Below are 13,985 nucleotides of genomic sequence, written 5' to 3'. Positions count from 1 at the left end.
CCTCTTTCCGTAAACCCAAGACTTCAGAATTTAGAGAACAAGAGAGAACAGGGACCATATGTCCAGCGAATCCTCCTTCGGCCTCATGCAGATCGGCCTCGCCACCGCGGAAGACATCCGCGGCTGGTCGTACGGTGAGGTCAAGAAGCCGGAAACCATCAACTACCGCACGCTCAAGCCCGAGAAGGACGGCCTCTTCTGCGAGAAGATCTTCGGCCCGTCCCGGGACTGGGAATGCTACTGCGGCAAGTACAAGCGCGTGCGCTTCAAGGGCATCATCTGCGAGCGTTGTGGCGTTGAAGTCACTCGCGCCAAGGTGCGCCGTGAGCGCATGGGCCACATTGAGCTCGCCGCTCCCGTCACGCACATCTGGTACTTCAAGGGTGTTCCCTCCCGCTTGGGCTACCTCCTTGACCTGGCACCGAAAGACCTTGAAAAGGTCATCTACTTCGCTGCCTACATGATCACCAGCGTCGACACCGAGAGCCGTCACGCGGAACTGCCGAACCTCCAGGTGGAGCACGACCTCGAGAAGAAGCAGCTCGTCGACAACCGCGACAGCGACATCGCCACGATTGCCCGCGACCTTGAGGACGAGCTTGCCCGCCTCGAGGGCGAAGGCGCCAAGGCTGCAGACAAGAAGAAGGCCCGCGACTCCGCGGACCGTCAGATGGCCAACGTCCGCAAGCGCGCGGACGCTGAGATCGAGCGCCTCGAGCAGGTCTGGGACCGCTTCAAGAACCTCAAGGTCGCCGACCTCGAAGGTGACGAAGGCCTGTACCGCGAACTGCGCGACCGCTACGGCATGTACTTCGAAGGCTCCATGGGTGCCGAAGCCATCAAGAAGCGTCTTGAGAACTTCGACATGCAGGCAGAGTCGGAGGCCCTGCGCGACACCATCCAGAACGGCAAAGGCCAGCGCAAGACGCGTGCCCTCAAGCGCCTGAAGGTTGTCAACGCTTTCCTGACCACCAACAACAGCCCGCTTGGCATGGTGCTGGACGCCGTCCCGGTGATCCCGCCGGAACTGCGCCCGATGGTCCAGCTGGACGGTGGCCGCTTCGCGACCTCCGACCTCAACGACCTCTACCGCCGTGTGATCAACCGCAACAACCGACTCAAGCGCCTGCTTGACCTCGGTGCTCCGGAGATCATCGTCAACAACGAGAAGCGCATGCTTCAGGAAGCTGTTGACAGCCTCTTCGACAACGGCCGCCGCGGCCGTCCGGTCACGGGTCCGGGCAACCGTCCGCTGAAGTCCCTGAGCGACATGCTCAAGGGCAAGCAGGGTCGTTTCCGCCAGAACCTGCTCGGCAAGCGCGTCGACTACTCCGGCCGTTCGGTCATCGTCGTCGGCCCGCAGCTGAAGCTGCACCAGTGTGGTCTGCCCAAGCAGATGGCCCTGGAGCTCTTCAAGCCGTTCGTGATGAAGCGACTGGTTGACCTCAACCACGCGCAGAACATCAAATCGGCAAAGCGCATGGTCGAGCGTTACCGCCCGCAGGTCTGGGACGTGCTGGAAGAGATCATCACCGAACACCCGGTGCTGCTCAACCGTGCACCTACCCTGCACCGCCTCGGCATCCAGGCATTCGAGCCGCAGCTTGTTGAAGGAAAGGCCATCCAGCTTCACCCGCTGGTTTGCGGCGCCTTCAACGCTGACTTCGACGGCGACCAGATGGCAGTCCACCTGCCGCTGAGCCCCGAAGCCCAGGCTGAAGCCCGCATCCTGATGCTGTCCTCCAACAACATCCTGAAGCCGTCGGATGGCCGTCCGGTGACCCTGCCTTCGCAGGACATGATCATCGGTCTGTACCACCTGACCACCAAGCGTGTTGGTTCGGCAGGCGAAGGCCGCGTGTTCGGTTCGGTAGCGGAAGCCATCATGGCCTACGATGCCCGCGAGCTGCACCTGAACTCCCAGGTCAAGATCCGCCTTGAGGGCTTTGTTCCTTACGCCGGCTGGGAAGCTCCGGAAGGTTGGGAGCCGGGCCAGACCGCACTGGTCCAGACCTCCCTCGGCCAGGTTCTCTTCAACGAGACCCTGCCGGAGGACTACCCGTGGGTTGAGGCTGTTGCCGACAAGGGCGAGCTTTCCCGGATCGTCAACGACCTCGCAGAGCGCTACCCGAAGGTTGTCACGGCTGCAACGCTGGACAACTTGAAGGACGCCGGTTTCTACTGGGCGACCCGCTCGGGCGTCACCGTGGCAATCTCCGACATCGAGGTGCCCACCTCCAAGCCGGAGATCCTGGCCGGTTACGAGACCATGGCTGCCAAGATCCAGGGCCAGTACGACAAGGGCCTGATCGACGACGACGAGCGTCGCCAGGAACTGATCGAGATCTGGAACAAGGCCACCAACGAAATCGCCCAGGCGATGCGTGACAGCCTGTCCCCGATGAACACCATCAACCGCATGGTGTCCTCCGGTGCACGTGGTAACTGGATGCAGGTCCGCCAGATCGCGGGTATCCGTGGTCTTGTGGCCAACCCGAAGGGTGAGATCATCCCGCGTCCGATCAAGTCCTCGTACCGCGAAGGCCTGTCGGTGCTGGAATACTTCATCGCCACGCACGGTGCCCGTAAGGGTCTGGCTGACACCGCCCTGCGTACCGCCAACTCGGGTTACCTGACCCGTCGTCTGGTGGACGTTTCGCAGGACGTCATCGTCCGTGAAGAGGACTGTGGCACCGAGCGTGGTCTCATGACCGCAATCGCCGTGCCGGACTCCAACGGTGAGCTGACTCTCGACGAGAACGTCGAGAACAGCGCCTACGCACGTACCCTCGCCGTCGACGTCGTCGACTCCAAGGGCACGGTGCTGGCAGCTGCCGGCACCGACTGCGGCGACGTCGTCATTGCCGAGCTGCTCGCGGCCGGCATCACCGAGGTCAAGGTCCGTTCCGTGCTCACGTGTGAGTCCAAGGTCGGTACCTGTGCGCTCTGCTACGGCCGTTCGCTGGCCACCGGCAAGACCGTCGACATCGGAGAGGCCGTCGGCATCATCGCCGCTCAGTCCATCGGTGAACCCGGTACCCAGCTGACCATGCGTACGTTCCACACCGGTGGTGCTGTTTCCGCCAGCGGTGGCGACGACATCACCCAGGGTCTGCCCCGTATCCAGGAGCTCTTCGAAGCCCGTACTCCGAAGGGTGTTGCACCGATTGCTGAAGCAGCCGGTCGCATCGCCATCGAAGAGTCCGAGCGCCAGATGCGCCTCATCATCACCCCGGACGATGGTTCCGAGGAGATCGCCTACCCGGTGCTGCGCCGTTCCCGCCTCCTCATCGAGGATGGCGAGCACGTCAGCGTCGGCCAGAAGCTGATCAACGGTCCTGTGGACCCGAAGCAGGTTCTGCGCATCATGGGTCCCCGTGCCGCCCAGAAGTTCCTGGTGGACGAGGTCCAGGGCGTTTACCGCAGCCAGGGCATTGGCATCCACGACAAGCACGTGGAAGTCATCGTCCGCCAGATGCTGCGCCGCGTGACCGTCATCGAATCCGGCGACTCCGATCTGCTTCCGGGCGAGCTCGCTGAGCGCAGCCGCTTCGAAGACGAGAACCGTCGCGTGGTGTCCGAAGGCCGTACCCCGGCTTCCGGTCGCCCGGAACTGATGGGTATCACCAAGGCATCTCTGGCAACCGAGTCCTGGCTGTCGGCCGCTTCCTTCCAGGAGACCACCCGCGTTCTGACGCAGGCGGCCATGGAAGGCAAGAGCGACCCGCTGCTCGGCCTCAAGGAGAACGTCATCATCGGTAAGCTCATCCCGGCCGGAACGGGCCTGCCCCGTTACACCGAGGTCACCGTGGAGCCGACTGAAGAAGCAAAGGCAAGCCTGTTCACGGGCCCCAGCGCCTTCACCGACTTCTCGTATGACGCCCTGGGCGGCGATGGAGCTCCCGAGTTCCACGCCATCCCGCTGGATGACTACGATCTCGGCAACGACTTCCGCTGACCCGGAGGTTGTAGCGCAAAGGAGGGACCCCGCACTCTGTGAGTGCGGGGTCCTTCCCGTTGGGTGCCCGACTCGTTAGGTGCCTGACGACGGCGGCCGGCGCCCGTCGTCGGGGTCTACTCCTTTACACCCGATTAAGGCTTCAGATCAAGCCATGCTAGAATTTTGGTAATTGTTCTGTGTGGCAGTGGATGAAGGCCGCCGCAGCATCATTTTGGTTTTGTTCTCATGGTGCTTGGGTGGAGCCTGTTTCCGGGTTGCGGGCTACGTGCGCAACGAATGCCGCACTTTTGCACGCCCAGCGGTCTTCGGGCCAGGGTCGCATGGACAACGCCAAAGCTCTCACGCAAACACAGGCCAGTGCCTGGGCGCGGAGCAGAGATCAACCAACGGAGAACACGAAAGTGCCTACGATTAACCAGCTGGTCCGCAAGGGCCGCACGCCGAAGGTCTCCAAGACCAAGGCTCCCGCGCTTAAGGGCAGCCCGATGCGCCGCGGTGTTTGCACCCGCGTTTACACGACCACCCCGAAGAAGCCGAACTCGGCTCTCCGTAAGGTTGCACGTGTGCGCCTCAACGGTGGCGTTGAAGTTACCGCCTACATCCCCGGTGTTGGCCACAACCTCCAGGAGCACTCCATCGTGCTGGTCCGTGGTGGTCGTGTGAAGGACCTCCCGGGTGTCCGTTACAAGATCGTCCGTGGTGCCCTCGATACCCAGGGTGTCAAGAACCGCAAGCAGGCCCGCAGCCGCTACGGCGCAAAGATGGAGAAGAAGTAATATGCCTCGCAAGGGTCCGGCCCCGAAGCGGCCGCTAGTTTCCGATCCCGTTTACGGTTCCCCGTTGGTCACCCAGCTGATCAACAAGGTTCTGATCGACGGCAAGAAGTCCACCGCGGAGCGCATCGTTTACGGCGCACTCGAAGGTGCACGTGCCAAGTCCGGTGGCGACCCCGTTGCCGCCCTCAAGAAGGCCATGGACAACGTCAAGCCTTCCCTCGAGGTCCGCTCCCGCCGTGTCGGTGGCGCAACCTACCAGGTTCCCGTTGAGGTCAAGCCGGGCCGCTCCACCGCCCTCGCTCTCCGCTGGCTGGTTGGCTACTCCAAGGCCCGCCGCGAGAAGACGATGACCGAACGCCTCCAGAACGAAATCCTGGATGCGTCCAACGGTCTCGGTGCCGCTGTGAAGCGTCGCGAAGACACCCACAAGATGGCCGAGTCGAACAAGGCCTTCGCACACTACCGCTGGTAAAACTTCCCGTACGCCGCCGGCTCCGACGAGCTGGCGGCGAACGTGTAGTCCATCCGAAAGGGAGACACCGTGGCACAGGACGTGCTTACCGACCTTAGCAAGGTCCGCAACATCGGCATCATGGCCCACATCGATGCCGGCAAGACCACCACCACCGAGCGCATCCTGTTCTACACGGGTGTGAACCACAAGATCGGCGAAACGCACGACGGCGCTTCGACGACCGACTGGATGGAACAGGAAAAGGAACGCGGCATCACCATCACGTCTGCCGCCGTGACCTGCTTCTGGGACAAGAACCAGATCAACATCATCGACACCCCGGGCCACGTGGACTTCACGGTTGAGGTTGAGCGCTCGCTGCGCGTCCTCGACGGCGCCGTTGCTGTCTTCGATGGCAAGGAAGGCGTTGAGCCGCAGTCCGAGACTGTCTGGCGCCAGGCCGACAAGTACAACGTGCCGCGTATTTGCTTCGTCAACAAGATGGACAAGCTCGGCGCTGACTTCTACTTCACCGTAGACACCATCATCAGCCGCCTCGGCGCCAAGCCGCTGGTTCTCCAGCTGCCTATCGGTGCTGAGAACGACTTCATCGGCGTCGTGGATCTCCTTGAGATGCGCGCACTGGTGTGGCCGGGCGATGCCAAGGGTGACGTGACCATGGGTGCCAAGTACGAGGTCCAGGAGATCCCCGCCGACCTCCAGGCCAAGGCGGAGGAATACCGTGCACAGCTCGTTGAGACTGTTGCCGAGGCTTCCGAAGAACTCATGGAGAAGTACCTCGAGGGTGAAGAACTCACTCTTGAGGAGCTCAAGGCTGGCATCCGCAAGATGACCATCAACTCTGAGCTCTACCCGGTTCTCTGTGGTTCTGCCTTCAAGAACCGCGGCGTCCAGCCGATGCTGGATGCTGTTGTTGACTTCCTGCCGAACCCCCTCGACGTCCCGCCCATGGTCGGTCACGACCCGCGCGACGAATCGAAGGAGCTCACCCGCAAGCCTTCTGCCGAAGAGCCGTTCTCGGCCCTGGCATTCAAGATTGCCGCGCACCCGTTCTTCGGCCAGCTCACCTTCATCCGCGTGTACTCCGGTCACGTAGAAGCCGGCGCCCAGGTGGTCAACTCCACCAAGGGCAAGAAGGAGCGCATCGGCAAGCTGTTCCAGATGCACGCCAACAAGGAAATGCCTGTTGAGGGCGCTACCGCGGGCCACATCTACGCAGCAATCGGTCTGAAGGACACCACCACGGGCGACACCCTGTGCGACGCGAACAACCAGATCGTGCTCGAGTCCATGAGCTTCCCGGAGCCCGTGATCTCGGTTGCCATCGAGCCGAACACCAAGGGTGACCAGGAGAAGCTCTCCACGGCCATCCAGAAGCTCTCCGCTGAGGACCCGACCTTCCAGGTCTCCCTCAACGAAGACACCGGTCAGACCATCATCGCCGGCATGGGCGAGCTCCACCTGGACATCCTGGTGGACCGCATGCGCCGCGAATTCAAGGTCGAGGCAAACGTCGGCAAGCCGCAGGTTGCGTACCGCGAAACCATCAAGCGCGCTGTAGAGCGTCACGACTACACGCACAAGAAGCAGACCGGTGGTTCGGGTCAGTTCGCAAAGATCCAGATCGCTATCGAGCCGATGGATACCGCCGACGGCGAGCTCTATGCGTTCGAGAACAAGGTCACCGGTGGCCGCGTGCCCCGCGAGTACATCCCGTCCGTTGACGCGGGCATCCAGGATGCACTCAACGACGGCGTTCTGGCCGGCTACCCGGTTGTCGGCATCAAGGCCACGCTGATTGACGGCGCGTACCACGATGTTGACTCCTCGGAAATGGCGTTCAAGATCGCCGGCCGTATGGCTTTCAAGGAAGCCGCACGCAAGGCGAACCCGGTTCTGCTCGAACCGCTGATGGATGTTGAGGTCCGCACCCCTGAGGAATACATGGGTGAAGTAATCGGTGACCTGAACTCCCGCCGTGGCCAGATGCAGTCCATGGAAGATGCCGCCGGCGTCAAGGTAATCCGTGCACACGTTCCGCTGTCCGGCATGTTCGGCTACATCGGTGACCTGCGCTCGAAGACCCAGGGCCGTGCTGTGTACTCCATGACGTTCAACAGCTACGCCGAGGTCCCGAAGGCAGTTGCCGACGAGATCATCCAGAAGACCCGCGGCGAGTAATCACCGACGGAATAACCAGGATGCTGGCCCATTCCGGGAAAGCATTCAGTGCAGGGGCAGGGCTTTAGCCAAGGCCGCGGCCCGGCCCCTGCACGAACAGACTCCAGGTACTAAGATTGGTGCCTGAATCTGCAATTTCACCAAAACCAAAGCCCCCAAGTAGACTTGCTGGAGTTTCTGCCGCGAAAAGCGCGGCCGAGGAGCAACTCACTTGAAATCGTTCTAGGAGGAACCTGTGGCAAAGGCAAAGTTCGAGCGGACTAAGCCGCACGTCAACATCGGCACCATCGGTCACGTTGACCACGGTAAGACGACGCTGACTGCCGCCATTTCCAAGGTGCTGTACGACAAGTACCCCACTCTCAACGAGAAGCGTGACTTCGCGTCGATCGACTCTGCTCCGGAAGAGCGTCAGCGCGGTATTACCATCAACATCTCGCACGTTGAGTACCAGACCGAAAAGCGCCACTACGCACACGTGGACGCTCCGGGTCACGCTGACTACATCAAGAACATGATCACCGGTGCTGCCCAGATGGACGGCGCGATCCTCGTGGTTGCCGCCACCGATGGTCCGATGGCCCAGACCCGCGAGCACGTTCTGCTCGCCCGCCAGGTTGGTGTTCCCTACCTGCTGGTCGCTCTGAACAAGGCCGACATGGTCGACGACGAAGAGCTTCTCGACCTCGTCGAAATGGAAGTTCGTGAGCTCCTGAGCTCGCAGGGCTTCGACGGCGACGACGCTCCGGTTATCCGCGTTTCCGGCCTGAAGGCCCTCGAAGGCGACGCTGAGTGGGTCAAGTCCATCGAAGACCTCATGGAAGCTGTCGACAACTCGGTTCCGGACCCCGTTCGCGACCGCGACAAGCCGTTCCTGATGCCGATCGAAGACGTCTTCACGATCACCGGTCGTGGCACCGTCGTTACGGGTCGCGCCGAGCGCGGTACCCTCGCGATCAACTCTGAAGTTGAAATCGTTGGTATCCGTCCGGTCCAGAAGACCACCGTTACCGGTATCGAGATGTTCCACAAGCAGCTCGACGAAGCATGGGCCGGCGAGAACTGTGGCCTGCTGCTCCGCGGTCTGAAGCGCGACGACGTCGAGCGTGGCCAGGTTGTCGTCAAGCCGGGTTCCATCACCCCGCACACCGACTTCGAAGCTAACGTCTACATCCTTTCCAAGGACGAAGGCGGACGTCACAACCCGTTCTACTCGAACTACCGCCCGCAGTTCTACTTCCGTACCACGGACGTAACCGGCGTTATCACCCTGCCGGAAGGCACGGAAATGGTTATGCCTGGCGACAACACTGAGATGACCGTTGAGCTCATCCAGCCGATCGCTATGGAAGAGGGCCTCGGCTTCGCAATCCGTGAAGGTGGCCGCACCGTTGGTTCGGGACGTGTTACCAAGATCCTCAAGTAGTTCCTACTTGTAGATCGGTGAACCACCGGCCGCCTGTCGGCCGGTAGCAAGCCAAAGAAGAACCCCGTCACTTTTGTGGCGGGGTTCTTCTTTGTTACGGGCCTGGGGCACTGCCGGATGCGGTTCGCGCCCTGATAGCTTTGAGCGCGCCAAGCGCATCAACCGGGCGAATAGGAAAGATTGATTTAGCACGATCGGGCGAATTGGAAAAAATCTATTTAGCACGGTCGGTCCACAAAAAGGACGCGGAATCAACTCCGGCGCGCCTTGCTCAAGGACTGGTACCAGTAGTACGAGTCCTTAGGGGTCCTTTCGAGGGTGTCGAAGTCCACGTGCACCAGCCCGAATCGCTGCGAGTATCCGGCAGCCCATTCGAAGTTGTCCAGCAGGGTCCACACGTAGTAGCCCAGGAGTTCGACGTCGTCGGCAATCCCGCCAGGGGCCGTGGCCCTCAAGGCCTGGCCGAGGTGCGAGGCAAGATAGCGGATGCGGTCGGCGTCGTGCACTGGACCCCGGGTGTGCTCAGGTTCCGGGAAACTCGCGCCGCTCTCGGTGATGAACAGGGGAGGCAGTGCGTCTCCGTAACGGTCCTTCAACTCCCGCAGGAGGATTCCGAGGTGTTCGGGAGCCACAGGCCAGCCAAAGCCCGTCGTTTCGTATTCCGGGAAGGCTGCCAGATGGAACGGCAGCTTGGCCATCATCTCCGGGTTGATGACGGGGGCGCTTCCGTCGCCCCCGCCCCCGCGGCCCGAGGCTACCTTGACCGGGTAGTAGTAGTTCAAACCGTAGAAATCCAACGGTTGGTGGATGGTCTTGAGATCCTCCTCCCGCACCTTGCCCAAGGCCCGGAACCAAGGCTTAACTTGCAGCGGAGGTTTCGGGTAACGCCCCAGGAGGATGGGATCGGCATAGACCCGGTTGAAGATGAGGTCGAAGGCCTTGGCCATGAGACCGTCTCCAAGCCGCTTGCTTGCCGGGCTTACCGGGGAATGCACGTTGGCCACGCCGATGGTTCCCGCGACGCCGGCGGCGCGCAGGGCCTGCACGGCAAGCCCGTGCCCCAACAACTGGTGGTGGGCAGCCGGCAGGGCATCGAAAAGCAGCCGCCGTCCGGGAGCGTGGACGCCAAGCGCATACCCTTGCAACGCGACCGAAACAGGCTCGTTCAGGGTGACCCATTGCGCCACCCGGTCACCGAAGCGGTGTGCCGCCGCAGCGGAATATTCGGCGAACCGTTCCGCTGTCGCCCGATTCAGCCAGCCGCCGTCGTGCTCCAATGGCAGGGGAGTATCCCAATGGAACAAGGTCACCATAGGTGAGACCCCGGCCTTGAGGAGCTTGTCGATCAGGCGGTCGTAGAAGTCCAGGCCCTGTTGGTTGATGGGTCCCTTGCCGCCGGGTTGGATCCGGGGCCAGGAGAGGGAAAACCGGTAGGAATCCACGCCCAGGTCCTGCATGAGGGAAATGTCCTCATCCGTCCGGTTGTAATGGTCGCACGCGACTGCGGGGGAGTGGCCGTCGACGATCGCGCCTGGTTTCTCGGCAAATGCGTCCCAACTCGACGGTCCTCGTCCGTCGGCCGTGAGCGCGCCTTCGATCTGGAATGCCGCCGCCGCGACCCCTAGAATGAAGTCCGGCCGGATGCGTCCTGCAAGATCCCCCACAGTGGAAGCATCTTGGACGGTCATGACCCAATCATCCCGAGCGCAGGAGCCGATAGCAATGCTCGGAAGGGGCTCAATTGGCTTATGCCGGGAAATTCCGGCATACTAGTTGAGTTGTTCAAGCGCTTCTTCGCGTCCCGATCCGGATAATGCCGGGTGCCAGGGTCCAAGCTGAAGACCAAACATAACCCAGATCCCCAAAGGACTACGGACGCGTTTGCGTGGAAATCGCGACACGCCCGACCGCGGGGGTCGGTTACACCGGCAAGTTGAGGAACCCGGATCCCTCCGGATTCAGCTTGTGCGGCGGGTGGTAGTACTACTTCAAATGCTTCGGCAGCCACATACAACACGTAAGTGAACAGGGCAGCCTTTATTCGAGGGCAGCAAAGACTGAAAGAGAGTCAGGCGACATGGCGGGACAAAAAATCCGCATCCGGCTGAAGTCATATGACCACGAGGTCATTGATGTTTCAGCGCGGAAGATCGTTGAGACGGTCACGCGCGCAGGCGCAACGGTAGTGGGCCCCGTGCCGCTGCCGACGGAGAAGAACGTGTACTGCGTTATCCGCTCTCCCCACAAGTACAAGGACAGCCGCGAGCACTTTGAAATGCGTACTCACAAGCGTCTGATCGACATCATCGACCCCACGCCGAAGGCTGTTGACTCGCTTATGCGTCTCGACCTGCCGGCCGACGTGAACATCGAAATCAAGCTGTAGGGAGGTGCTGAGAAAACTATGACCGCAACCCGTAATGTAAAGGGCCTGCTGGGCACGAAGCTCGGCATGACCCAGGTCTGGGACGAGAACAACAAGCTCATCCCGGTAACTGTCGTCCAGGCTGACTCCAACGTCATCACCCAGCTGCGCAACGCAGAGACCGATGGCTATGTCGCCGTTCAGATCGGCTACGGCCAGATCGATCCCCGCAAGGTCACCAAGCCGCTGGCTGGTCACTTTGAAAAGGCCGGCGTAACTCCTCGCCGCCACGTCGTCGAACTGCGCACTGCGGACGCCGCGTCTTACGAACTGGGCCAGGAGCTTTCTGTTGAGCTCTTCGAAGCCGGTCAGAAGATCGACGTCGTCGGTACCAGCAAGGGTAAGGGCTTCGCCGGTGTTATGAAGCGTCACGGCTTCCACGGTGTTGGAGCCTCCCACGGTGCGCACAAGAACCACCGCAAGCCCGGTTCCATCGGTGGCGCATCCACCCCGAGCCGCGTCTTCAAGGGTCTGAAAATGGCCGGTCGCATGGGCGCAGTACGTCACACCACGCTGAACCTCACCGTTCACGCCGTCGACGCCGAGAAGTCGCTGCTCCTTATCAAGGGTGCCGTCCCCGGCGCCCGCGGCCAGGTCGTCCTCGTACGCACCGCCGTGAAGGGAGCCTAGTTAGATGACTAGCACTGTCAAGGTAGACCTGCCTGCAGAGATCTTCGACGTCCAGACCAACGTGCCGCTGCTGCACCAGGTCGTCGTCGCACAGCTCGCTGCTGCTCGCCAGGGTACCCACAAGACCAAGACCCGCGCCGAAGTTTCCGGTGCAGGCCGCAAGCCGTTCAAGCAGAAGGGCACCGGCCGCGCCCGTCAGGGTTCCATCCGTGCTCCGCACATGACCGGTGGTGGCATTGTCCACGGCCCGACGCCGCGTGACTACAGCCAGCGGACCCCCAAGAAGATGAAGGCTGCCGCACTTCGCGGTGCCCTGTCTGACCGCGCCCGCAACGGTCGCATCCACGTCATTGACGAACTGGTCGCCGGCACCAAGCCGTCCTCCAAGGAAGCACTGGCATCGTTGCGTTCGGTTTCCGAGCGCAAGAACCTGCTCGTTGTCATCGAGCGCGCCAACGATGTTGCCGCACTGTCGGTGCGCAACCTCGCGGAAGTTCACGTTCTGTACGCAGACCAGCTGAACACCTACGACGTGCTGGTTTCCGACGACGTGGTCTTCACCAAGGCTGCTTTCGAGGCTTTCATCGCTGACAAGGCAAAGAACGAGGAGGACGCCAAGTGAGTGCAGCCACCATCAAAGACCCGCGCGACGTCGTCATTGCACCCGTCGTCTCGGAAAAGAGCTACGGCCTGATCGACGAGGGCAAGTACACCTTCCTGGTGGACCCCCGCTCGAACAAGACCGAGATCAAGCTGGCCGTGGAGAAGATCTTCTCCGTCAAGGTCGAATCGATCAACACCATCAACCGTGCCGGTAAGCGCAAGCGCACCAAATTCGGCTGGGGACAGCGCAAGAGCACCAAGCGTGCAATTGTCACCCTCAAAGAAGGCACAATCGACATCTTCGGCGGTCCGCTCGCGTAGCGGAGACCACTTTAACGAGGAAATGAATTATGGGAATCCGTAAATACAAGCCGACTACCCCGGGCCGTCGCGGCTCGAGCGTAGCCGACTTCTCCGAAATCACGCGATCGACTCCGGAAAAGTCGCTGCTGCGTCCGCTGCACAAGACCGGCGGCCGTAACAACACCGGTAAGATCACCACCCGTCACAAGGGTGGTGGCCACAAGCGCCAGTACCGTCTGATCGACTTCCGTCGTCACGACAAGGACGGCGTCAACGCTCGCGTTGCCGAAATCGAGTACGATCCGAACCGCACGGCTCGCATCGCCCTCCTGCACTACGTTGATGGCACCAAGCGTTACATCATCGCCCCGAACAAGCTGTCCCAGGGTGACTTCGTCGAGGCTGGCCCCGACGCTGACATCAAGCCGGGCAACAACCTGCCGTTGCGCAACATCCCCGTCGGTACCGTTATCCACGCAGTCGAACTGCGTCCGGGTGGCGGCGCCAAGATGGCCCGTTCCGCAGGTGCTTCGGTACAGCTCGTCGCCAAGGAAGGCCGTTTCGCCCAGCTGCGTCTGCCCTCCGGCGAAATCCGCAACGTTGACGTGCGCTGCCGCGCAACCATCGGCGAGGTCGGCAACGCCGAGCAGTCCAACATCAACTGGGGCAAGGCCGGCCGCATGCGCTGGAAGGGCGTCCGCCCGACCGTGCGTGGTGTCGCCATGAACCCGGTCGACCACCCGCACGGTGGTGGTGAAGGCAAGACTTCCGGTGGACGTCACCCGGTCAACCCGAACGGCAAGCCCGAGGGCCGCACCCGCCGCCCCAACAAAGAGAGCGACAAGCTTATTGTTCGTCGCCGTCGTACTGGCAAGAACAAGCGATAGGAGCCTGGACACATGCCACGCAGCCTGAAAAAAGGTCCTTTCGTTGACCAGCACCTCTTTGTGAAGGTCGCCAGGGAAAACGAAAAGGGCACCAAGAACGTCATCAAGACCTGGTCCCGCCGTTCGATGATCGTCCCGGACATGCTGGGTCACACGATTGCCGTTCACGACGGACGCAAGCACATTCCGGTGTTTGTCACTGAGTCGATGGTCGGGCACAAGCTCGGCGAATTCGCTCCCACGCGGACATTCCGCGGCCATGTCAAGGACGACCGTAAGGGCAAGCGCCGCTAAGGCGCTCGCTCTACGGCTAAGACG

At 61.6% G+C, this 13,985-nt stretch carries 12 protein-coding genes; 11 read left to right on the top strand and 1 reads right to left on the bottom strand.

Annotated elements, in window-relative coordinates; genetic code table 11:
* The first annotated feature begins 58 nt into the window (after positions 1–58).
* The 5 genes from J2S96_RS12795 to tuf all read left to right on the top strand — a co-directional run bounded on the left by J2S96_RS12795 (position 59) and on the right by tuf (position 8,819).
* A complete protein-coding gene (locus J2S96_RS12795; protein ID WP_306863887.1) occupies positions 59–3,958 on the top strand; it encodes a DNA-directed RNA polymerase subunit beta' in 3,900 nt (1,299 codons plus the stop codon).
* Between the two features lie 404 nt (positions 3,959–4,362).
* A complete protein-coding gene (gene rpsL, locus J2S96_RS12790; protein WP_009358312.1) occupies positions 4,363–4,737 on the top strand; it encodes a 30S ribosomal protein S12 in 375 nt (124 codons plus the stop codon).
* A 1-nt stretch (position 4,738) separates the two neighbouring features.
* On the top strand, positions 4,739–5,209 hold the full coding sequence (gene rpsG, locus J2S96_RS12785; protein ID WP_059387355.1) for a 30S ribosomal protein S7: 471 nt from the start codon (positions 4,739–4,741) through the stop codon (positions 5,207–5,209).
* 69 nt (positions 5,210–5,278) lie between these two features.
* Entirely contained in the window at positions 5,279–7,393 is a 2,115-nt protein-coding gene (gene fusA / locus J2S96_RS12780; RefSeq protein ID WP_306863881.1) for an elongation factor G, read from the top strand.
* A 235-nt stretch (positions 7,394–7,628) separates the two neighbouring features.
* Entirely contained in the window at positions 7,629–8,819 is a 1,191-nt protein-coding gene (tuf, locus tag J2S96_RS12775) for an elongation factor Tu (RefSeq protein ID WP_306863877.1), read from the top strand.
* 251 nt (positions 8,820–9,070) lie between these two features.
* On the opposite strand, the gene J2S96_RS12770 is transcribed toward tuf, so the two are convergent.
* A complete protein-coding gene (locus J2S96_RS12770) occupies positions 9,071–10,507 on the bottom strand; it encodes a GH1 family beta-glucosidase (protein WP_306863874.1) in 1,437 nt (478 codons plus the stop codon).
* A gap of 389 nt (positions 10,508–10,896) precedes the next feature.
* Here J2S96_RS12770 and rpsJ point away from each other — a divergent pair, with 389 nt between their 5' ends.
* From rpsJ to rpsS, 6 genes are read left to right on the top strand one after another with little or no spacing between them, the layout of a single operon-like run.
* On the top strand, positions 10,897–11,205 hold the full coding sequence (rpsJ, locus tag J2S96_RS12765) for a 30S ribosomal protein S10 (RefSeq protein ID WP_003803825.1): 309 nt from the start codon (positions 10,897–10,899) through the stop codon (positions 11,203–11,205).
* Positions 11,206–11,223: 18 nt separating this feature from the next.
* Positions 11,224–11,874, top strand: a complete 651-nt coding sequence (rplC, locus tag J2S96_RS12760; protein ID WP_306863871.1) for a 50S ribosomal protein L3 — start codon at positions 11,224–11,226, stop codon at positions 11,872–11,874.
* A gap of 4 nt (positions 11,875–11,878) precedes the next feature.
* Positions 11,879–12,496: a 50S ribosomal protein L4 gene (gene rplD / locus J2S96_RS12755; protein WP_306863868.1), complete on the top strand. Its 618-nt coding sequence runs from the start codon at positions 11,879–11,881 to the stop codon at positions 12,494–12,496.
* Positions 12,493–12,798 (top strand): 50S ribosomal protein L23, encoded by a 306-nt coding sequence (gene rplW / locus J2S96_RS12750; protein ID WP_059387362.1) that lies wholly within the window; start codon positions 12,493–12,495, stop codon positions 12,796–12,798. Before rplD ends, rplW begins: the two co-directional genes overlap by 4 nt.
* Positions 12,799–12,827: 29 nt before the next feature.
* Positions 12,828–13,667: a 50S ribosomal protein L2 gene (gene rplB / locus J2S96_RS12745; protein ID WP_070350361.1), complete on the top strand. Its 840-nt coding sequence runs from the start codon at positions 12,828–12,830 to the stop codon at positions 13,665–13,667.
* A gap of 12 nt (positions 13,668–13,679) precedes the next feature.
* Positions 13,680–13,961 carry a 30S ribosomal protein S19 gene (rpsS, locus tag J2S96_RS12740; protein WP_018773666.1) on the top strand — a complete coding sequence of 94 codons (282 nt, stop codon included), beginning with the start codon at positions 13,680–13,682 and terminating at the stop codon, positions 13,959–13,961.
* The last annotated feature ends 24 nt before the right edge of the window (positions 13,962–13,985 follow it).

It is taken from the genome of Arthrobacter bambusae, from assembly GCF_030812595.1.
Classification (GTDB): domain Bacteria; phylum Actinomycetota; class Actinomycetes; order Actinomycetales; family Micrococcaceae; genus Arthrobacter; species Arthrobacter bambusae_B.
Note: the sequence above shows the minus strand (reverse complement) of the source record. Positions and strands in the feature narration are given on the sequence as shown.